Origin of the sequence: Leclercia sp. 29361, from assembly GCF_011290365.1 — a bacterium.
Lineage (GTDB): Bacteria > Pseudomonadota > Gammaproteobacteria > Enterobacterales > Enterobacteriaceae > Enterobacter > Enterobacter tamurae.
The window spans coordinates 2,913,807-2,933,104 of sequence record NZ_CP049786.1; the positions used below are offsets into that span (position 1 = coordinate 2,913,807).

The following is a 19,298-nucleotide window of genomic DNA, read 5'->3' on the forward strand; positions in this document are numbered from 1 at the left end:
GATTTCCTACTGGAGGTAACGAAGACCCGGGAAGTCTGTCAGTGTGTATCGATAACGTGGCCACGACGTATCGAGGATGTTCATATAGCCGGCGGTGATCTGCACCTCCGTTGCTGTCCAGGAACCCTCTTTAATCGCGAGGGTGAACGGGGGAGCTGCGGGTGCTGACAGATCGGTGGAGACGTACCGGCGGAAAGTTAATGAGGCAGTGGAAAGATTGTCCAGTGCGTTGCGAATTGCGGTCGATACCACGCCGTCGATATTGCTGATCGCGAATTTTAGATCCTGCGTGCCGTCGGAATTGCGCGCCGGCAGCGCCACGTCGATTGCTGAGCCGGTAAACGTCGCTTTGTCACCCGTTTCAAGCGTGACTGTAATGTCTTCCCAGCCGCGGGTTAGCCAGTAACTCTGACCACCAACGGTGATCTGCAGCGTATCCAGAATGACTTCATCACCGCCGGATGCGTAAAGCCGGTTGAGAACCGCACTGGTCATGCTTCGGGCCACTCCTTATTCAGTGCCAGATCGATAATATCCGACCCCGCCACCAGCTCAGGAAATAAACCCCAACCAGGCGGCAGTATTGGTCGCTCCCACAATTCAAGCTGCGCGCTGTATCTCCAGTATTTTGGAGAAACAAGCGTCGGTCCCTCGTATATATCAGTGAACCTACATTTATAGGACTGCTGGCAGCCGAGCGGTGTTTGCAGCCTCATCAAAAACCATGCAGCACCATCCGTAAGCGCATCCCGAAACCAGGCCTCAAATAGCTGAGCCTGGTTGTGCTTAGTGAAAATCCAGTTCACGGTTGCGATGGTTGGTGTTGATGTGTACTTGCGGCGCTGTCGGGCGCGGCCGGATGTTGTTTCAGTTCGCTGTAGGGGGCTGACAGGTTTGAAGCCATATCCATCCTGCAGCGGCATTGGCAGGTAATCATGTGGGTAGACAATATCTGCCATTATCCTCGTCTCCGGTTCGGGTAAATGGACTTCAGCGCCCGACCAAAGTCCCCGTCTGGTTTGATAACCTGGGCGGCCATTTCTTTACGGATCGAAGCTGCTAATTGCCGGTTTCGCTGGTCGATAGCCATCAGTGTTGCGTCATCTGGTTTGCCGGTGAATGAATTTTGGATATGGAAGGTGCCGCCGGCATAGGCCTGCCGGGACTGCTGCACCCTCTCCAGGGTCGCATCGAGCTTGGCTGAGGTGCTGGCGGTTACCACGCGCTCTCCCTTTTGCAGCAACCAGGTTCCAGTTTCCGGCACCCGGTCAATCCCATCATGAGCCATGCCAGCGAGTGACTGACCTGCTATCAACGCCACTGACGCATAACCAACGGCGCGGATTGCTGTGGCCGCAGGGATCCCCATAATGAGCCCGCCTTCCGCCATAGCCTTGGTTGCTGCAAGTTCAGTGTTGATCACTGCCTGCGCCATTGCTGCCGCCTTACTGGCAATAAACAGTGTCTTATAGGCAAGACTACCTTCCTGTCCGATACCCTGCAGCAGCTGCGCCGACTGCCCTGCAAGATCAGAGAACATGGCCAGACTGGCAGATGTATATCCCGCCTGGATATCCTCTAATTGCGAAGCATTCGTCTTGTTGATTTCAGCAACACGATCCGCATAGGTTTGCTCGTTAATCTCCTTCTGATCGAGCAACTCCTTCTGCATTTCAAGCTGTGTTTCGTACCACTTTTCCAGTTCTTTTTGCGCATCAGCGACTCGAACAAGTTCGCCGCTGGCACCGCCGACGGATGAATCGATACCGCCAAATTTCGGGGCGTCCTGAACCGAAGCTTTCGATATGCGCTCCATCGTTTCGCGATATTGTTCTGTCGCAGGTGCTGCTTCGCGTAACAATTTAATGCGCTCGCGAGTGGTCTTTAGAAGCGCCTCCTCGGGCTTCAGCAGTTCTTGATTCAGGGATTTAAGGCGTTCAACAGCATTAAGATGATCAAGCGCGGCGGAGTTGCGCAGAAGCTCTGTCTTCTGAGTTTCAGACAAAGCCCCCAGTTCACCCTGGGTTACCTGATATTTGGTTTTAGCGAGCTCCGTACTCTGGCCAGCAAGCGCGAGCTGTTCCTGCTGCTGGCTGATGAGGCGCTTGTAAGACTCCTCAAGTTTCTCCGATGTCTTTTGCTCATCAGATTTTGGCGTCTTTTTCTGGGGTTTGTTGGCCTCATTATTTCGCCATTCCAGCAGACCGTTATTAATCAACTCCTGACGGCCTGTCTGGAATTGTGGGTCACTGGTTAATCCCAGATCGTCGGCGGCATAACTGAGCCGTAAGCGCTCCTTTTCTTCACCCTTAAGGCGTGATAACTCCAAATCCCTACGGCTCTTTTCAAGTGCATCGGTTTGCTTTTTATCGAGATCGGCCTGAGGCAGTCTTAGCGGAACGTTAGCCAGCCCCTGACGGGCCATGAGAAGTTGGTTGCCTAAACCGAGAATTTTATTAAATTCAGTATGCTGACCATTCATCATGATCAGCGACTGATAAACTGCATTCTGACGCCAGGCTTGTTCGCGTATTAAATCGTTACGGCGCCGCTCTATTTCTTCGAGAGTCTGCTGAATGCCGCGAGACTTATCTCGCATGTCATTTAATTTTCCCTCTTCAACGGCAAGCTGATCCGTAACTATCGCTACGGCTCTCAGGATATTTGCATCGTTTTCGCTGGTTATGCCGGGCTTTCCGCGAGATGCATTCAAACCGTCGATTTGAATTTTCAGCTCACCAACCTTTTTGGCTTGCTCACCAACTAGGCGATTTTGCTCTACCAAGGCACCAACAGTTCTTCCTCTGTTGTCGTCTGTTTCAGACAAAGACATGCGAGAAGTCTTTTCTCTGATTTCATCAATTTGACTGGCATATTCCTGTGCAGATCGACGGGCTTGCTCCTGATTTTGATACATCGCATACCAGGCACCAGCTCCAAGCATCACCAAGCCAGGCACGCCGCCAATGAGTCCAATAGCACCGCTTAAAAGGCGGGTACCCACAGATGTAACACTGTTGAGATTGCTTTGCGTGGAAACTCGATTAGCAAGGTTCCGATCTCTGGCTGCCTCGGCTGCAGCCAAGCGCCTTTCAGCAACAGCCTGAGCATCAGCGTTTTTAGCTGCCACCAGACCCGCCTGCGCACGTTCAAGAGCTGTTCTGGCTCTGACTTTTTCTGTGGCAGTTCCACTTGCAAGTGCGGTGGTCAGCATGGTCTGAGTTGCAGTGACTTTTGCTTCTGCTGCAGCAACTTTCTCTTGTTGAGCAGCCAGAATGTCTGCACTGCGGGAACGCTGAACAGCTTGTTGAGCCCGATAAACTTCAGCTCTTGAGGCGGCAACAGCAGACTGAGCAGCTTTATCCTGTGCAACTGCAAGAGCAACTTCTGATTTGGCAGCAGAAACCAGTGCGCCTGTTGCACTCGTAGCACTCGTTACGACTCCGCTGAGATATCTTGCCAGCCCAATTCCAACAAGCGCACCGGCAGCAGTTGTGATCGTGGACATATTGTCAGCAACATCACTCAAAGCACTACTTACCGCTGAGGAGGTAAAAGAGTCTAGCGTTTGCGCGACGCTATCTAATCCGCCAGACAGCGCATCTGTCGCACCAGTGGCCTGGTTGACACCGCCAACCCAGGCCATGAATGAGTTGGTAACTTTTTGCAGTGAACCTGAAACTGTTTGCGGCATGTTGGCAAATTCACCCTGCAATGAGCCCAGCTGGCTCATAAGTGCAGGAACAACCTTATCAATAGTTAGTTGCCCCTGATCAGCCATGCTCTTCAGGTCTTTGCGAGCCACTCCCATTCCTGCGGCAAGTGCGCGTATCACGCGATCGCCTGCTTCGTTAACGGCGTTAAACTCCTCTCCTCGAAGAACGCCTTGCGCCAGCGCCTGGCTGAATTGTGTGATAACAGAACTTGCTTCCTGGGTGTTTGCTCCTGAAAGTTTAAGGCCAGTTGAAACAGCCTCGGTAATTTTCAGAACTTCATCAGAGCTATACCCGTATTCGCGCATTGAAGCTGCTGCGCGTGAAAAAAGGTTTGCGTTATCGGAAAATGCCGTGCCGGTTCGCTGGCTAATTTCCATTAACTGGCGCTGAGTGACTGCAAAATCCTCAGCAGAAGATGATGCCTGCTTAAGGCGCGCGTTTACAGAATTCCACTCATCGGCAATCTGAACAAGTTTACCAGTTGCAAAAGCTGCCGTAGCTGCGGCGGCGGCCCTTCCTGCTGATGCAAATCCATCAGTAAGGTCGGATAATGCTCTTTCGCTTTCGCGCGCTGCGGCTGCGGACTGTCGCCCGCCATTTTGCATGGTGCGGTAATAGTCCTGACCCATGCGCGATGCGCGGGATATTTCCGTCTGGAATGATTGCGAGTTAGCGGAAATTTTGATTATCAACTCACGTAATGTTGCCATCAATTTTCTCCAGGCGAAAAAAAAGCCCGCTAAGCAGGCTTTTTGTTGTGATATTAACTTTCCGGGTTATCTAAAAATTCTCTCAGGGCTTGCGACTTATTGCAGGATTCTTTATTAATCGACATGCCCATCTCTTTTTGTTTCTTACAGAAATAGAAGTAGTCATCGTTTGTTTTTATGTAACCCATGAATTTATAAAACGCTTTACTACAAAGCTCAGGGTTAGCATGTTCAGCACAAACCGTAGAAGTATAACTCTGCAGTTCGCTTGATTCTAATGGCGCTAATGTTTGAGTCGCGTTTGATATAGGGATAAGACAAAAACATAATATAAATAGAACTAATTTTTTCATTTGCTTTACCAATTATAAAAAAACCGATCCTATTCTTTTATGGTTGATTTGTCACTGAGTCGCGGCAGTAAGCGCCTCTTCAAGACCAGCAAAGGGGTCTTCAGGTGCTGATTGCTCGCCACCATCCCAGCGCAGGATTGCATCTTCCAGAGGCACCTTTACCCCCTGAGAACCGTAAACGGCAGAGACTATCTGTGCGGCCTGAATATCACCACGAACATCTCCAACAGGGCTTTGCCTGTCGAACTCAATCCACATCAGAAGCTCGCTTGCTGTCATGCTCTGCCTAAGCTCTGAGAGCGTGCGCCCCATGCGGAGCGCAAGCGACATCAGGAACTTTACGCCAGGGGTTGAGACTTTTCCCGCGCTTCTTCCGCGTTGCTGATCAGGTCAAGGGCCTGTTTAAGCAGGCGCGAATGCACGGGGCCGTAAATTTCGCGGACCTGCTCTTCTTCGTCGACGCTGAAGACCGGTTGCTTATCGGTGTCGCACAGGACGTCAATGAAGAGAACCACGTCAGCGCAAAGGTTACGGTGCGCCTTTTCAGATACCGACACATTTTCATCATCAGCACCCGCTTTCACCACTTCCTGCCAGCGCAGCCAGGCTTCACCAGACGGCTCACGGAGAACCACTTTGACGCCTTCCCACTCAGGAACGGCGACCGTCTTATGACGAAAGCCCGACATCTTTGCCAGGGCGAGGTTTTTAATATTTTTCATGCAACCCCTCAGGAACCAGATTCGATGTTTTCAGGCTTACCCTTCAGGCGCAGGGAGAATGTTGCCGCAACTACGCCGTTGGTACCGGAAGACCATGTGTGCTGGCGGATTTCAGCCAGGAACTTAAAGCCCCTGCCGGACGGGAAAATGACCTGGAAAGCGTAGGTCGTATCGTTGTCATACGCATCGCGCAAGGCGTCCTGCGCCGGATTCTTATAGAAGTTACCGGAAAGAGAGATTTCTGACGGCGAAGGCAGACCGTTAATGTTCTCCTGCTCGGTAGAGCAAAGAGTTGTTACGTCAATATCCTGCTTCTGACCGCCTGTGAACTGAATTTCTTTGATGGTGCAACTCAGATCGAGGAAGGTTGCGGAGTCCATCGTTTCTTTGGTGGCTGGCGCAGAGGAAATAAGGATCTTCGTCAGCTGCGATTTTTCGTAAAGTGCAGACATAGCTGTCTCCTGGAAAAAGAAAACCCGCCATTAAGCGGGTTCGTTTGGTGAATGATTTATCAGGGGGTAACTTTAAAATCCAGGGTGGCGCGGTAGAGCCGATAATCTGGTTCGTATCCGGGGATTTTTACCACCTCTGTAGGGTTTAACGGCTTAAGCGAAGCGAGCGCCAAATCTCTCAGAGAGCGTGATTCAGCGATCGAAGTGGAATACACATCGACCTGAACGGAAACCCTGCTCTCTGCCTGGCCACACAGCACGTCAGCGGAAACATCATCGACGATGGAAAAGATAATCCAGGGTGGAGAGACCGACGGTTTCCCGTCACTACCTAATGGCGCAACATAGGGATATACCCGACCTTCTGCCAGGGGAGAAAGCAAGGCGTAGATATTATCTTCATTCACTTGCTCAATACCTCATCAATAGCCTGATTCATCCTGGCAATGGCGACGCTGGCGGCCTCTTCCTCGCGAGTATCGTAAGCGGGTCTCACAAACGGATGCGCAGGCATGTTCGCGGTACCCAGCTCTACAAAGCGCCAGTAAAAGGCGTTTTTCGGGTTATTCGCCTTCATGGTGTTATCGCTGTTGCCGGTGCGAGGGTTAACGCCACGGATATGCACGCCAGAAGAGATTTCGCCGCGGCGTCGACTTTTCTGTGTCACCACTACCACATTTTTTTTCAACTTACCGGTACGTACCGGTGCGCGGGCGATCACCTCTTCTTTGAGTACTTCGGCCCCGGCGCGCGTGGCATCGCGCAGAACCTTGTTATTTTCAGCGCGACTGAGCGCCTCAAGGTCTTTTGCGATGTCGGCCAGTCCGGAAAAATCAAGGCTCGTTCCGATCACTTTTCAGCTCCTGTTTTACACAGAATTTCCAGGCGAGTACCGTTCGGGTTGGCGACAGGTGGACCGATAATATTCAGTAATTGGCCTTTGTATGGGCCGCTGAGCACCTCTACGCGGGAGGAAGCATGTACCTCAGGCCTGAACCGCATCCAGATGCGAATCGTTGCCTGTGCCATCTCCGCGCCACCTGACATTTGCTCTCTGCCGCTGATCCCTTTCACCTCTGCCGGAACCGGATCGCCACCACTCCATGACTCCACTGGCTGCCCAGATGAATCCCGGGAGGTTGTGAAGTTCAGGATTTTAACCCTGTGCCTGAATCGTCCAGGTTCCATCAGGAGCCCTCCTCAGGTTCCGCTTTGCCGCGCCAGTTGCGATGAATAAACATCATTCGCTCAGCAGCAGCATTTTCGTAAAGCTGAACCTCGCTTTGTGCGGTCCGGTGTTCGAACATGTCAGCAAATACCAGAAGCACAGCTCCCTTAACCGCTGCCGGAATATCACCTGGCGCCTTCCATGCTGGCTCGTCACACCATCGATAGCAGTAGTCAAAGGCTGCCTGGGCGTAAAGCGTGATCAGCTCGTCCCGGTCATCTTCTTCAAACTCTATCTGCTGCTTAAACAGGTTGAGGCCGATAACCTGCAGAACATCTATCGCCATACGTTAAAAGGGCGGGTTACCCCGCCCTCCCCCATCATGAGCCAGAAGAGAAAGTACCCTTGATGATTGCTGTCGGGCGATAGTGAGCCAGCGCCAGGCGTTCTTCACACAGGATGGTCAGCATGTTTTTCACGAAGTTGTCGCGGTCTTCACGGCTGACTTCCACGGTGGCATCCATGCGATCCCAGACCTGAGACGCCATGTCGAAACCGCCGACGGTGAAGGTGCCGGCTGCCTGCGCCTTAGTCGGAACGACCGGCAGGCCCCACATGATATTGCTGGTGAATGCCTGTGGGCCACCGAAGAGATAACGACCTTCGTTGTCTTTCAGCAGCGCGATGTTGTGCCAGTCGCGCGGGTTAAGGACAATGCCGGAGGCGCTGAACTCGGACTCGGTCACCTGATAAATAGCGTGAGCGATGATGTCCGCGCGGGTATCACCGGTGACATTCAGCGATGTGTCGTAGGCGGTGGCCACTTTGTTCAGACCTTCCAGGTTATCCCCGCTGCCGTCGCCGTTCAGCAACTGACCTTCTTCCTTCAGCGCCAGACCGTACATCAGGCGGTCATTGACGTAGGACTGCAGCATCGGGGCGTCGTCCATAACCTGGCGCGAAGCCTGCACCCAGTGGGCGATGGTTTTGACGTTGGCGGTCTGCTTGCTGAAGGTGATATCCGATTCAGGCTTAAGCGCCTTTTCAGCGACCACATCGGCGCTATTGGTAAACACCTCTTCGCGCACGTACTCCAGTGAGTTACTGGAAATACGACCCTGTGCCAGCAGGTCACGAATGGTCAGGCGGCGCAGACCCGGCATGATAATGCCCGGAACCTGCATCGGCTGGATCAGGCTGCCAGCAGATGCCGCAGTACTGCCCAGGGATTTATTGAAGGTCTTCGCATCGAAGCTGCCTTTGCTGCCGTTCCAGGACTTCTGCAGCTCTTCAGCTGCACGCTCAGAGAAGGATTTCTTCTCACCTGGGTTTTCGGCACCGGAAGCCAGTTTCTGTTCCAGATCGAAAAGGCGGGTACCGGATTTGCTCAGCTCTTCCTGTACTTTCGCCAGATCGGACTGCAGCTGTTTGGACACCACGCCGGTGCTTTCGATTTCTGCTTTCTGGGCATCGAAAAGCTGAGTCATTTTCAGCTGGGACTCTTCGATGGCTTTTTGAATTTGAGCGAGTTCAGACATAATTATTTTCCTAAATTAGAAGGGAAGGATTTGATGCTCTCAAGCAGAGCGTTGATTTGTGCTTCGTTTCCGTCGCCCTCGGACTCGCTCCGAATCGCTGACTTAAACCGGGCTATTAACCCAACTGCCTGTGATTTGGTGAGACCGACTGAATCCCTCAGCCAGTTCTCCACGTCACGGATCGTTTCAATGCCATCGACACTTTTCATGGCTGCAATGCCAGCCTGTTCGTTGGCCGGGAAGGTGCAGACGCTGATTTCACGCAGGGCCTGGATATTCTTAAAAATGCGACCAGTGGGAATGATGGTGTAATCATCTTTAGCAACCGAAAACCCAACCGACATCCCCTCAACCGTACCGTGCTGCATTGCCGCCTTAAGGTCAGTAGCGCCACTGTGCCCTGGCGTCAGTTGGCCGCGCACATAGAGGCCTTTATCGTCCTCGGCGAGGCTGTCCCACTTTCCAACCGGCAATTCCCATGTTTTGTGGTTGAAGAACATCGCCACTTTTCGGGTCTGGTTGGTGAGCGCGTTTTTGAAAGCGCCGGGCAGGATGATGTCGCCGTCAGAGTCGGTGTTATTGAAAACAGATGCGTATCCTTCGAAAATGCCCTGCTTCCCGTCACCGGTGAACTTGATTTCTGTCTCGTCGAAAGACAGCGTTTTTACGATCTCAGGCATCGTGGCCCCCATAAAAATTAAGCCCCGTCATTGCGGGGCTCTTTGTTGGTTCCTAAATCGGTGATCGGCACGTATTGCGACTGCCGCATTGCCACATCGCCGCCAGGCAGCGGCGGGAGGTTATCCGTTCGCCGCATCTCGTTGATCGTGCGAAGCCCTGCCTCTCCCATCGCCTTCATGAATGCAGCGCGGGAGGCAGAATCACCTCTCAACAGACCATCAAGATTGTGCTCAGCATGAATGCGGCCAACGTCCTTCGCCGGGATCAGCCATCTCTGAATGCTGTTTTCCCAGCGCGAGATATAGGGCTGCAGGGTGTACTGCAGGAAGCCGAGATTCTGCTGCTCGATGCCCGATCCCCAGCTCGTTGACTTCTCAACGTCGCCAACAAGGTGAGGCGGTACGCCAAAAAATCGGGCCAGTTCGCTAACCTGGAATTTTCGGGACGCCATCATTTCGGCATCCTGAGGTGTCACGCCAATTGCCGAAGTAGAAAAGCCCGCTTCCAGAATCCAGAGGCGTTTTTTTACCGGGCCGCCAGCGATCTCTTTGAAGTTCTCTTCAACCTGCGAACGCTGCTGCTCAGTTAGCACCTTTTCGCCAGTAGAGAGGATTTGGGGTGATTTGGCACCGTTCGCAAAGAAATCTCGCTGCTGATCTTCCATCGCCACCGCCACGCCTGCCGATTTACAGGCAAACGCGATAGGTGAGAGGCCGACCAGCCCCGTAAATCCGAAGCCTTTAAGGTGAAAAATGTCTTTCTGTGAAAAGTTGGCGTACTCGCTATCGCGCTGATAGCGATAAACCACGTTTTTACCGACCATCTTCACATCCATATTGGCGGACTGAAGCGGTATCAGGCTGATCACGTCGCCAGCGCTGTTACGATCAACCAGCGCATAGGCGTTCCCGTAGAAACAAAGCTGCATTGTCATGGCCTCCCTGAACTCCTGGGCGGTCATGTACTGATTGGGCGAATAGCGCAACAGGCGAGCCAGCGGGTTGTTCAAGCCGACTTTTTTTCGGTTGTCGCTCTGGTCAGTTTCGAATACATCCAGCGGAAGACACGCAGTGAGCGTCGAAATCAGGCTAACGCAGCGCCACACCGTCGATATTTGCAGTATCCGTTCATCGTTAATGGATGAATCGCCCAGGTGGCCGTGGGCCGAAACTGGCCCCGTTTGCGAGCCTTGATTTGGGGTGACTAAACGTCCGCCGACAAACCAGGACTGCAGCCTTGCCCACCAGCCGTTATTGGTTCGTAGGTCAATCGTGTATTTAGGTTCTTCCATCACATGCTCAGCGGTCGGAAAATGAAGTCCTCGAAGTCACCACCCTGTTCGGTAACTTCCCCATTGGCAGCACCAACGGACATTGTCATTGCGACCATGCCATCGATACGACCTGTTGCTTTTGATTTATCGAGTTTGCGGTTGCCGGCAGCATCTTTCACGATCACCGCGTTCACGGCGCACATCGTTAATACCGGGTGCATACCATGCCTCACCCGCCCGTTAAGCATCAGCGATTCAAGGGTGTCCACTGCTGGCCCCATATCCTTGAAACCCTGGCCGAACTCGACCAGAGGGAGGCTCAGCCCGATGGCGTCCGCCTCTTTCCTGAACTGGTCAATGCGCCAGCGGTCAAAGGCCATCGAGGTAATATCGAAATCACCGATGATTGAGGCGATATCAGCGACCACGAATGAATAATCCACGGACGCGCCAGGCGTCGTGCGTAAAAGGCCTTCTCTGACCCAGACGTCATACGGCGCGCGGTCTGTTTTGGTGCGTTCTTCAAGCGTCTTTTCAGGTGTCCAGAAGAAGGGGAAAACATCCCAGACACCATCTTCTGCTTCACCAGCAATGACCAGCGCCGTTAAATCGTTCCTGGCTGACAGATCCAGCCCGGCATACCATTTCCGCGCCGTGTTCTGCGGTAAGCCGCCGCACAGCTCCCACACGCTGCGGGATATGAACGGTGATACTGTAGACACGCGCTGGTTCAGGTTCAGGTTTCGGAAGGTGTTCTCGAAACTTGGCATGCGTCCCGCTTTTTCTGCCTGGCGCGCCATGTCTTTTTCAGACCTGAACGTACCAAGCGCCGGATTAGCGGCAAGCCATGATTCACGCTTACTGATATCCGCCTCTTTGGGGGCCTCGTAAACGTGACAGACGATGTGCGGATCTTTCGATTTAACCGCGTCATCTATCCAGATGCTCAGCAGGTCGGCATCGTTCGCCGCCTGGGTGCTGATAACAATCAGCAGCGGGCTTTCATGTGCGCCCTGAGCCGTGGTTATGGCGTCGATAAAATCATCCTGCGGCCCCCTTACCTGCCCGGTTTCATCCAGAATCGCAAGGATGGGCGAAAGGCCGTGTGTAGTTTTACCCTCAGCAGATAAAGCCTTGTACTCAACGTTACACAGCAACCCGATCAGCTTTTTGCCGCTGGGCGTTATGTGAACCAGCTCCTGCAGCTTAGGATTGAGGTTAACCATCTTCACTGCCAAGTTAAAAACAATGGCCGCCTGCTCCCGACTGAGAGCGCCGCTGACGATCTGCGTGTTCTGTACCGCTTCGGGTCCCACAAGATGCGCCAGCAGGATCCCGGCAATCAGCCCTGTTTTACCGTTTTTACGGGCGATGCTGAGTATCGCCATGTCCGTACCGGCGGGGTTGTCGTAAATCGACAGGATGAATTTTTTCTGAAAAGGGTCGAGCCGCATTGGCTGCCCGATTAGCTTGCCTTCAGGCACGATGCAAAAGCGCTCAATGAACGCTATTACGCGCTCACCTCGCGTCATAGTCTTTTATCCGTGTTTGGGAAAGGCGATCAGGTTGTCGTCCTGGTCCTGATGCTCTGCTCGCGTGTCCCGGGCAGCGCGATCATTCTGGTTGCGTTTCTTCTGGTCGCGGCTTTCGCCGTTGGTTGCGTGGGAATGGATCTGCAGGTCACGTCGCTGTGCCAGGATGGTTCGCTGCAATTCTGGAATTTGCTTCCGCAGGTCTTTAATCAGGGCCTCGTTTCTGCCTTCACCGCGCACGCGCTCTTCTTTGCGCAAATCTCTGCGTAAAACGGTGATATAGAGCTGGTTATTTGCCAGTTCTACAGCGGCCAGAAGGTCGGCGGGTGTCCAGCTGTCCAGGGCTTTCGATCTGATATTGTCATGCCAGAATGGTTCGGCTTTTTTCTCCAAACCTGCATGGGACGGCGGATCGATGGTGTCCACTGCTGCATTATTCATGGCCTGAATCGCCGCCGCCGAACTGTCGGAGCGGGTTCGTTTATCTGCCATATGTCAACACCTTAAAACGGAAAAAATCGGGTTAGCGTTAAAATCAAACTTTGGCGGCGGTCATTTGGGGCAAAGGTTTTGAAGATTTGATCCCCCCCCTACCCCTGATGCGATTCATTCTCATTTGATATCATTGCATTTGAAATGATTTCATTTGAGGCCTATCCCCTGCTTCATCGCCGCGCTAGGCCGAGTCTTTTTCTACCTGCAGGAGGACTGGATTGATCTTCTCAGGTTCAGGCCATAAGTGACCCGATACACTCAGCGTCGGTACGTCCTGGCCGACTGAGTGGGAGAACTCTATCGAGGTCACGCCCTTCATTACCACGCCATCGATCACCAGCTGAACAAACTTACCGTCGCGGTATTCAATACTGAGGTCTTTCATTACGTGCTCCAGTGAGACGCAGGATCGAGTGGGTAGCCGTTGGCATCACAGCCGATGACTGTGCCGCTCTTCTCCATTCTCTGCTTAGTTGAGTCGTGGTGCGCTTTGCACAGTGGCTGCCAGTTCTGTTTACTCCAGAACAGGTGCTGTGCCTTCGAGATGGCGAGCGGGTTACCCGACTTAAGCGCATCTTTAAGTTTGTGCGGTTCGATATGGTCAACAACAGTGGCCGCCGTTATGCGACCCTGCTGCTCGCACATCACACAGAGCGGGTGCTGCTGCAGGAAACGCAGGCGGGCCTTATCCCATCGGCTGCCATATATGCGGGGCTCTTTGCTCATGCCAGTCTCCATGCGCGGCGGCGTTCTGTCCTCGGCTCGTTGTCCGGGTGGCGCTCAACCGTCGGCAGGTCAGCATGATCCACCAGCGAATAGCACGGGTAGATCACTCTGCCGCCGTAGGCCTCACCGACGGCGTAATCAGCTGCCAGCGTTTTATTCCATGAGTTGAGCATACTCGCCAACCTGCCCGGGGGTGGGCTATAGCAGACACCGTGAATCAACTTACTCATCACGATGTGATCACCACATAGGCGATCAGCATCCACCAGCATTCCGGCTATTTCTTTTTGATACTGCGGCGGTCGGCCAGTACCCAGATAAAAGCTCAGCATGTCGTCAGGAAAACGGGCCAGCCAATCAATCACCCGGTCGGTAAAACCAGAAACGGGTAGAGCGTCGTCTTCCAGCACCACTACCCGGCAGGATTGCTCTGCAGCCCATTCAAGCGCACGCCGGTGATTCCAGTTCGCGCCTCGCTTTGCTTCATCCATGAAGATATGGGCGTTAAGCTGGTCAGCCAGACACAGTGCTTGTTCTGCTCGTAAAGGATGTGCGATCACAACATAGGCAATATCCATTAAATAAACCTCGCCCCAAATATATTAAGGAGGTAATCTCGCAAAAAAACAGGGGGCATTATGAAAGACTTGATTCTCGGTGTGATTGCTAAAATTTCCAAAATGGATGCTGAAGCTAAACAGCTTGCGGCTAAGGTAGAAGCTCAGTCTCTGTTAATTGGTGCGCTTTTACTGACCATTGGAAAAAATGGCGGTATGAATGAAATGCTTGAGAATGTTAGGAAAGCAATTAATGCAGCTTTTGACGCATCGGATACACCGCTTAAGTCTGACGCTGAAATCTTATTGAATGAGTTCAATAATCTTATTGTATTAACACAGCTACTTGAGACCAACGATTCAGAAATTGACATCGAATCGTTAAAGGAAACCCCAGACGAAACAGCCAAAGACTAAAGTTTAGTTCTTAGAGCTGGGGTTAAGGCTCCAGCCTCTACTTATGTCTCCACCATGCCACCTCCTTACCGAAGCCATCCGTTTTGAAGATAGTATGGACCTTAGGGCCAGTAACGACACGATCACCGAATGACTTTGCAGCCATACCGTACGCGCCCATGTCCACCAGCGTGGCGGGAGCTGTTTCCATCTTCCAGAAACGGTGGCTTTCAATGAGGTAATGCTGACGGATGATGCGGTGGGCAAACTCCATTACATCTTTACGGCTGCCACCAAGAAGGCCAGCGTTAAGCAGTGGTTCATCCCGATGCAGTTCAATGAACTCGCTATACGCTTTGCCGTGGTGGTTTGCTTTCATCCACTCGTCGGCATAGGTCTTGTGCTCAGAGCCAACATAGATTTTACCCGGCTCCATTTCCGCCCAGGGCTCTCGCAGCATCTCAACGTCTGTCCCGTCAGTACACCAGACAAGATGGTATTCAGGGTGGGCACGAAGATACTGATAGATATGCAGCCAGCGCGCAAAGTAAGGGCTCATGTCTAATGCGGGTACCTCGCACAAGCTGGCACCGCTGGGAGACTCTTTTAGTTCGTCAGCCAGGACAACCGGAAGCGCGCCGGATATTGAGTCTGCCCAGGACTGCAAAGCCTGCGGGTCGGGTTTCATCTTCCCGCCGCGCTGTGGGTCTGGCTGACTTGTGAGTAGCGTCGTAATCACCAGATTTGGATTTCTGCTGTACGAGGCAAAGCCGGTATAACCGCTGTCGCGTCGAGCGTTGAAGATGCCAACGTTTCTTTTTACCAGTGCCTCTCGGTCAGGCCGTGGAATTGAGCGCACGCCCTCTTCGTACTCGTCCATTGAGTGAATCAGCTTTTCAGAACCAACCACATCAGCGAACGCCCACGACGTTAAACCAGCGTTGTGAATCCGAAGCGCCAGATCGGGATGCTCGTACATGCCGCGACCGTATACCAGATCGAATCCGCCGACCTTCTCAATGGCACTACGGTGGTAATACAGCATCACGCCGCGCTGCCCAGTATAAGCCACATGCTGATCGTCACGGTAAAGCACCGAAAGGTCATTCAGCTTATTGCGGCCAGCCAGATCGAGGAACTGGTAAGCCAGATGTGGCTCGGGTGATTCGATGTAGGGAAGATGCCAGTTATCGGCGATGGGCCAGGCGTCATCATCCCACAGAAAAAGATGCTCACACCCTGCATCCATCAGCGCGGTCAGGCTGGCGTTCTTCGAGGCGACAATGCCGAGCGATGATTCATGGCGAAGCAGCTGCACGCCGTCGGGCACTACCGCTGTAGGTTTTGAGCCATCATCGATAACAACCACCAGCGCACCCGGGGGTAAAAACTTAATATGCTGAGTCAGGGCGCGGCTCAAAACGTCAGCGCGGTTGTGCGTCGTTATAGCAATGCCGATTCGAGAGGAGGTAGCACCAGCCGGTACATACGCTACTCCATCAATAGAGACTTCCATAAAAGCCCCTTAGCGACCGCCGCGGTTATTCCAGAGTAAGCCGCCAGGCTTCGTCGCTTTCTGAAGGGCATCATTTACCGCATCCACCACAGCTTCACGCATTTCTTCTGAGAGAACGATCTTTGTTGAATTGACAGTAATAGTCTTATTGCTTCCCGCGGTCCGCTCGCTCGGATCCTTCTGGACTTTAACGGACCAATGCGCGCTTTGGCATTCATCAATCTTTGAACTTTCGGACATTCTTTTTTCCTTTTAGACGTGAGCCTGTCTCACACAAGTCCTCCAAGAGCAACGGATTGCCCAAGCTCCCAGCTGAAAGACTCTCTTAGATGTGCGCGTGCGAAGCGCTTTGAGTGATTTACTTAATAACTTTAACCTGCTTCAAAATTTCGAATCATGGCTTAGTAAAGTCAAAGAATTAAACGTAAGAACGTCGTATTTTGAATTGCCCACAACAAACTAATAGGATTCAAAATGCCTGAACTCGTTGATCCAACAGATGCATTAATTAGTTTTCAGCACGCTTTTTCAAATGGCTTGATTAAACCTTCACCATGTGTAGTTCACCCAAGTATGAAAGTGCTTCTGGATGATGCCGAGGGCACCCCCAGGTTTACTTATGCATTCTTTCAAGGAGAAACTGTTAAAGGTGTTGCTGTTTATGTCCCTGCAGATTTTGTAGAAGGGAAGCCGTGTTTTGGCGTTGGCTATGCAGTAGCTGATGAATATAAAATGCAAGGCATCGGTACTCAGCTTCTCATCGCCAGTATCGAAGAAATGCAATACGGATTTAGAAATTCCTTCGATGAATTCTATGTAGAGGCTATTGTCGGGGTTGAAAATCAGGCGTCTAACAAATTAGCTGCAAAAATTTTATCTGATACACCTGAGCCAGGGAATGATTCTCACTCTGGAAAACCTATCCATCAGTACTTGAAGCTTTTCAAAACCACAAAGTAACTGCTATTCGGGCGCATATTTTTGCGCCTTTGCAGATTTGCAGCTCGCCAGCCACGCTTTGTTATGCGCCAGGATGTCTTTCTTCGTCTGCTTATCCAGCACATCAATATCATGATCGGTCAGGTAAATTGGCTTCACCCAGTCACAGGCGGTATCAACTACCACCGTGGCGCTGCCACGAGTCACGCAGCTCGCGATCAACATCGTCGCCAGGCATATGGTTAACAGTCTGCTGTACATTGCTGGCCTCTTTCGTTGCTTCAACCCTGCGTTCTGCCACAGCGACCGTGGCCGCGGCGTTATCTTCGGTTCGCTGCTGGTCTGCTTTTGCTTCGGCTTTGCTGGTGCCGCGAACGTGGCCCAGGCCAAAAGCGCCAGCAATGGCTGCTATCACTGCCGCGGCCAGACCGATGATCGTTTCAATACCCATATTGACCTCACACCAGCACGGATTTTGCCAGGTTGAACAGAATGCGCCGTTTATCCAGCCCGTTGCGGCCGCCATTGATGATCAGCGTTACGCGCTCAACATCGCCGGAATGAAGAAGGCAGCCGCGAGATGCGTAGAACCATGCCGCTGATCGGGCAGCGTAGACATCCTGCTCCAGCAGTTCCGGGTGGGTCACAAGATCCAGCTTCAGCGCCAGGCCGCAGCTGCGATAGTTGCTCAGCCCGGTGATCTGCTTCAGTCCGCGCCCGCGGTATTTCCACCCATCGCCCGCCACCTGATTACCCAGGTTCTTTTTGCCCCACTCATTCCCGTAAACCAGATTGGCGATTGCCTTCTGGTTTGCCGGTTGCATTGCCGTTCTGCCGAGGGCAGCGGCCTGCTGTGCGGTAATGCGGTGACTACCGAACGTTGGTACCAGGCTCTCAGCTGCATAGTTCAGGTTTTCAACCACCCGTGTAAACCCGGCAGACTCATGCCCCATCTGGGCAATAAACATGGCCTGATCGAGCGGAGCGGTTATACCGTACTCTTTCATTGCAGCGTCAATATGCGGAAACCAGCGCGCGGCCAGCCCGGCGCTGATACGAGCCGCCTTTTGAAATTGTGATTGGTTCATTAGTGCCTCAGTTGATCAACCAGACGCGCAACGTTGCCCCTGACGGCCACCAGCACGGAAAGGAAAAGGACGTTGGCCCCAATGGTAGCCCACGATGAATGAGGATAAATGCCGCAAAGGTAGGCCAGTGGCACGGCGCTGTACGTGACAGTAATCAACCATGCCAGGCGGGAAACCCACGGGCGATGCCGTGAATCACCCCGGCGGTAAAACATCAGAGTCAGAACTACGCCAGCGCAGATCAGCGCGTTGATAGTTGCTGTCGGGTCATTTAGAACCACCTGAACCTCCCCGGCGCGTTATCAGCGCCACCAGCGAGCCGACATCCTGGTTATTCAGGAACGTCAGGATTTTGACGGCTAAAGCAGAAACGATAACGGCACCAATGGCGTCCAGGGGTTTGTCGCTGTAACCGGTCAGGTTAGCCAGCTTCGACCCGACCAGGCCGGAGCACAGAATGCCAGCGATATAGGACACGATAAAATAAGCAAGTCGGCGTGCTGCGCCCAGGTCGGCTGCCGTGGCGATATAAAATACCGCCCCTGCAAATGCGCCAAAAACTACACCGTAATCGGTCCCGGTCAGCAGTCCATAAACGCTTGCCCCCGCCAGGGTGCCACCGGCTAACCCCGTGCCGGAAATTGGATCGGACATTGGTCCCCCTCAGTGCTGTGAATCCTCTCAAGATGAGGGGAAAGAAGGCCGCTGTGCGGCTGGGTGTCACTCTGTCAAAGGCCATCGGAATGACCTTTTGCACAGTGTTATTTACTGGATTTAATCAGGGGCCAAAGGAGCGCAATAACCCCGGCCACCATCACACCATCAGCAAGGATGGACATCATTTTGCTGGTGAAGTCGATAGCCACCACCAGGCATAACAACACCCCGGCGGCGGCCCAGCGGAGATTGCCGATCACAGATACTGATCCAGAGGAAGCTGCAGCGCCTGGGCAATCTTTTTCAGCTGCTTCTCTTCGTCTTCGCCAATACCGTCGTTGTCGGCGACATCAAGGCACAGACAGAGAACATCAACCGCATCTGGCGTTCCCGCCACATCACCGAGTTCACGCATTGCCTGCGCATTGGCAGAACGTGGTGAGGCTTCATACTGAGCACGGATGTTGCTGCTCATACTGGCGATCTCACCAGCAAATGCAGAAAACGCTGGTTTTGCCTGGATGGTTTTTTCGAGCGTTGCAATCTCTGAAGCGTCGCAGGTGCCGTCGGCATATGCGATTGAGTAGCAGCCCCAGACGGTCGCTTCTACTGCGTCGCGGTTTTCCATCTTCTTCACTTCGACGATTGCTTTGCGTGCTTTCTTTTTGAAGATACCGAACATAGTGACTTTCCTTTTAGCGGGTGAGCCAGCGCTCAGGAATGATCGGCCCACAGAGACAGTCACACCGACCGTTCCCTATGGCTCACCCCTGAAAGGC

At 52.8% G+C, this 19,298-nt stretch carries 29 protein-coding genes and 2 pseudogenes; 2 read left to right on the plus strand and 29 right to left on the minus strand.

What is annotated here, in order from left to right; all coding sequences use genetic code 11:
* Positions 1-6: 6 nt before the first annotated feature.
* The 20 genes and pseudogenes from G7090_RS13895 to G7090_RS13985 form a co-directional block, all read right to left on the minus strand.
* Positions 7-495 carry a DUF1833 family protein gene (locus G7090_RS13895; protein ID WP_166182801.1) on the minus strand — a complete coding sequence of 163 codons (489 nt, stop codon included), beginning with the start codon at positions 493-495 and terminating at the stop codon, positions 7-9.
* Positions 492-959, minus strand: a complete 468-nt coding sequence (locus G7090_RS13900) for a hypothetical protein (RefSeq protein WP_166182802.1) — start codon at positions 957-959, stop codon at positions 492-494. The genes G7090_RS13895 and G7090_RS13900 overlap by 4 nt, the downstream gene beginning before the upstream one ends.
* Positions 959-3,214 carry a phage tail tape measure protein gene (locus G7090_RS13905; protein WP_371811840.1) on the minus strand — a complete coding sequence of 752 codons (2,256 nt, stop codon included), beginning with the start codon at positions 3,212-3,214 and terminating at the stop codon, positions 959-961. Before G7090_RS13905 ends, G7090_RS13900 begins: the two co-directional genes overlap by 1 nt.
* A gap of 84 nt (positions 3,215-3,298) precedes the next feature.
* Positions 3,299-4,426: pseudogene (locus G7090_RS23955) on the minus strand (tape measure protein); the annotation flags it as partial.
* Positions 4,427-4,479: 53 nt separating this feature from the next.
* Positions 4,480-4,779, minus strand: coding sequence for a hypothetical protein (locus G7090_RS13910; RefSeq protein ID WP_166182804.1), 300 nt, complete (start codon positions 4,777-4,779; stop codon positions 4,480-4,482).
* Between the two features lie 51 nt (positions 4,780-4,830).
* A complete protein-coding gene (locus G7090_RS13915; protein WP_166182805.1) occupies positions 4,831-5,109 on the minus strand; it encodes a DUF4035 domain-containing protein in 279 nt (92 codons plus the stop codon).
* A gap of 8 nt (positions 5,110-5,117) precedes the next feature.
* Positions 5,118-5,501: a phage tail assembly chaperone gene (locus G7090_RS13920; RefSeq protein ID WP_166182806.1), complete on the minus strand. Its 384-nt coding sequence runs from the start codon at positions 5,499-5,501 to the stop codon at positions 5,118-5,120.
* Between the two features lie 32 nt (positions 5,502-5,533).
* Positions 5,534-5,953: pseudogene (locus tag G7090_RS13925) on the minus strand (phage tail tube protein); the annotation flags it as partial.
* Positions 5,954-6,012: 59 nt separating this feature from the next.
* The gene (locus G7090_RS13930; RefSeq protein ID WP_117309020.1) at positions 6,013-6,360 is read right to left on the minus strand and encodes a DUF3168 domain-containing protein; all 348 of its coding nucleotides are present in this window, start codon (positions 6,358-6,360) and stop codon (positions 6,013-6,015) included.
* Positions 6,357-6,806: an HK97-gp10 family putative phage morphogenesis protein gene (locus tag G7090_RS13935; RefSeq protein WP_166182808.1), complete on the minus strand. Its 450-nt coding sequence runs from the start codon at positions 6,804-6,806 to the stop codon at positions 6,357-6,359. The genes G7090_RS13930 and G7090_RS13935 overlap by 4 nt, the downstream gene beginning before the upstream one ends.
* Positions 6,803-7,141, minus strand: a complete 339-nt coding sequence (locus G7090_RS13940) for a phage head closure protein (RefSeq protein ID WP_150320643.1) — start codon at positions 7,139-7,141, stop codon at positions 6,803-6,805. The genes G7090_RS13935 and G7090_RS13940 overlap by 4 nt, the downstream gene beginning before the upstream one ends.
* On the minus strand, positions 7,141-7,467 hold the full coding sequence (locus tag G7090_RS13945; RefSeq protein WP_156654771.1) for a head-tail connector protein: 327 nt from the start codon (positions 7,465-7,467) through the stop codon (positions 7,141-7,143). Before G7090_RS13945 ends, G7090_RS13940 begins: the two co-directional genes overlap by 1 nt.
* Positions 7,468-7,501: 34 nt before the next feature.
* Entirely contained in the window at positions 7,502-8,659 is a 1,158-nt protein-coding gene (locus G7090_RS13950) for a phage major capsid protein (RefSeq protein WP_057059277.1), read from the minus strand.
* Positions 8,660-8,661: 2 nt separating this feature from the next.
* The gene (locus tag G7090_RS13955) at positions 8,662-9,339 is read right to left on the minus strand and encodes an HK97 family phage prohead protease (RefSeq protein WP_166182809.1); all 678 of its coding nucleotides are present in this window, start codon (positions 9,337-9,339) and stop codon (positions 8,662-8,664) included.
* 17 nt (positions 9,340-9,356) lie between these two features.
* Positions 9,357-10,631 carry a phage portal protein gene (locus G7090_RS13960; RefSeq protein ID WP_166182810.1) on the minus strand — a complete coding sequence of 425 codons (1,275 nt, stop codon included), beginning with the start codon at positions 10,629-10,631 and terminating at the stop codon, positions 9,357-9,359.
* Positions 10,631-12,145 carry a terminase large subunit gene (locus tag G7090_RS13965; protein WP_166182811.1) on the minus strand — a complete coding sequence of 505 codons (1,515 nt, stop codon included), beginning with the start codon at positions 12,143-12,145 and terminating at the stop codon, positions 10,631-10,633. The genes G7090_RS13960 and G7090_RS13965 overlap by 1 nt, the downstream gene beginning before the upstream one ends.
* A gap of 6 nt (positions 12,146-12,151) precedes the next feature.
* On the minus strand, positions 12,152-12,637 hold the full coding sequence (locus G7090_RS13970) for a hypothetical protein (protein ID WP_063922244.1): 486 nt from the start codon (positions 12,635-12,637) through the stop codon (positions 12,152-12,154).
* A gap of 184 nt (positions 12,638-12,821) precedes the next feature.
* Entirely contained in the window at positions 12,822-13,025 is a 204-nt protein-coding gene (locus G7090_RS13975) for a hypothetical protein (protein ID WP_166182812.1), read from the minus strand.
* A complete protein-coding gene (locus G7090_RS13980) occupies positions 13,025-13,366 on the minus strand; it encodes an HNH endonuclease signature motif containing protein (protein WP_166182813.1) in 342 nt (113 codons plus the stop codon). The genes G7090_RS13975 and G7090_RS13980 overlap by 1 nt, the downstream gene beginning before the upstream one ends.
* Entirely contained in the window at positions 13,363-13,944 is a 582-nt protein-coding gene (locus G7090_RS13985; protein ID WP_166182814.1) for a hypothetical protein, read from the minus strand. The genes G7090_RS13980 and G7090_RS13985 overlap by 4 nt, the downstream gene beginning before the upstream one ends.
* Before the next feature lie 60 nt (positions 13,945-14,004).
* Here G7090_RS13985 and iraP point away from each other — a divergent pair, with 60 nt between their 5' ends.
* Positions 14,005-14,340 carry an anti-adapter protein IraP gene (gene iraP, locus G7090_RS13990; protein ID WP_166182815.1) on the plus strand — a complete coding sequence of 112 codons (336 nt, stop codon included), beginning with the start codon at positions 14,005-14,007 and terminating at the stop codon, positions 14,338-14,340.
* Between the two features lie 37 nt (positions 14,341-14,377).
* Here iraP and G7090_RS13995 read toward each other — a convergent pair whose 3' ends face one another.
* Together G7090_RS13995 and G7090_RS14000 are read right to left on the minus strand one after the other, a co-directional pair.
* Positions 14,378-15,835 carry a glycosyltransferase family 2 protein gene (locus tag G7090_RS13995; RefSeq protein WP_166182816.1) on the minus strand — a complete coding sequence of 486 codons (1,458 nt, stop codon included), beginning with the start codon at positions 15,833-15,835 and terminating at the stop codon, positions 14,378-14,380.
* Positions 15,836-15,844: 9 nt separating this feature from the next.
* Positions 15,845-16,075, minus strand: a complete 231-nt coding sequence (locus G7090_RS14000; RefSeq protein WP_166182817.1) for a hypothetical protein — start codon at positions 16,073-16,075, stop codon at positions 15,845-15,847.
* A 234-nt stretch (positions 16,076-16,309) separates the two neighbouring features.
* On the opposite strand from G7090_RS14000, the gene G7090_RS14005 reads away from it, so the two are divergent.
* Positions 16,310-16,795: a GNAT family N-acetyltransferase gene (locus tag G7090_RS14005; protein WP_166182818.1), complete on the plus strand. Its 486-nt coding sequence runs from the start codon at positions 16,310-16,312 to the stop codon at positions 16,793-16,795.
* 3 nt (positions 16,796-16,798) lie between these two features.
* Here the strand turns inward: G7090_RS14005 and G7090_RS14010 are convergent, their stop codons facing one another.
* From G7090_RS14010 to G7090_RS14040, 7 genes are all read right to left on the minus strand, one after another.
* Positions 16,799-16,999, minus strand: coding sequence for a hypothetical protein (locus G7090_RS14010; RefSeq protein ID WP_166182819.1), 201 nt, complete (start codon positions 16,997-16,999; stop codon positions 16,799-16,801).
* Entirely contained in the window at positions 16,950-17,225 is a 276-nt protein-coding gene (locus G7090_RS14015; RefSeq protein WP_166182820.1) for a hypothetical protein, read from the minus strand. The genes G7090_RS14010 and G7090_RS14015 overlap by 50 nt, the downstream gene beginning before the upstream one ends.
* Before the next feature lie 7 nt (positions 17,226-17,232).
* Positions 17,233-17,862 (minus strand): glycoside hydrolase family 19 protein, encoded by a 630-nt coding sequence (locus G7090_RS14020; protein ID WP_166182821.1) that lies wholly within the window; start codon positions 17,860-17,862, stop codon positions 17,233-17,235.
* Positions 17,862-18,143, minus strand: a complete 282-nt coding sequence (locus G7090_RS14025) for a phage holin family protein (protein WP_126524667.1) — start codon at positions 18,141-18,143, stop codon at positions 17,862-17,864. Before G7090_RS14025 ends, G7090_RS14020 begins: the two co-directional genes overlap by 1 nt.
* Positions 18,130-18,516, minus strand: coding sequence for a phage holin family protein (locus G7090_RS14030; RefSeq protein WP_063136051.1), 387 nt, complete (start codon positions 18,514-18,516; stop codon positions 18,130-18,132). Before G7090_RS14030 ends, G7090_RS14025 begins: the two co-directional genes overlap by 14 nt.
* Before the next feature lie 107 nt (positions 18,517-18,623).
* Complete coding sequence (locus tag G7090_RS14035; RefSeq protein ID WP_166182822.1) at positions 18,624-18,779, minus strand: DUF3927 family protein; 156 nt, start codon at positions 18,777-18,779, stop codon at positions 18,624-18,626.
* Entirely contained in the window at positions 18,776-19,201 is a 426-nt protein-coding gene (locus tag G7090_RS14040) for a tellurite resistance TerB family protein (protein WP_166182823.1), read from the minus strand. Before G7090_RS14040 ends, G7090_RS14035 begins: the two co-directional genes overlap by 4 nt.
* Between the last annotated feature and the right edge of the window lie 97 nt (positions 19,202-19,298).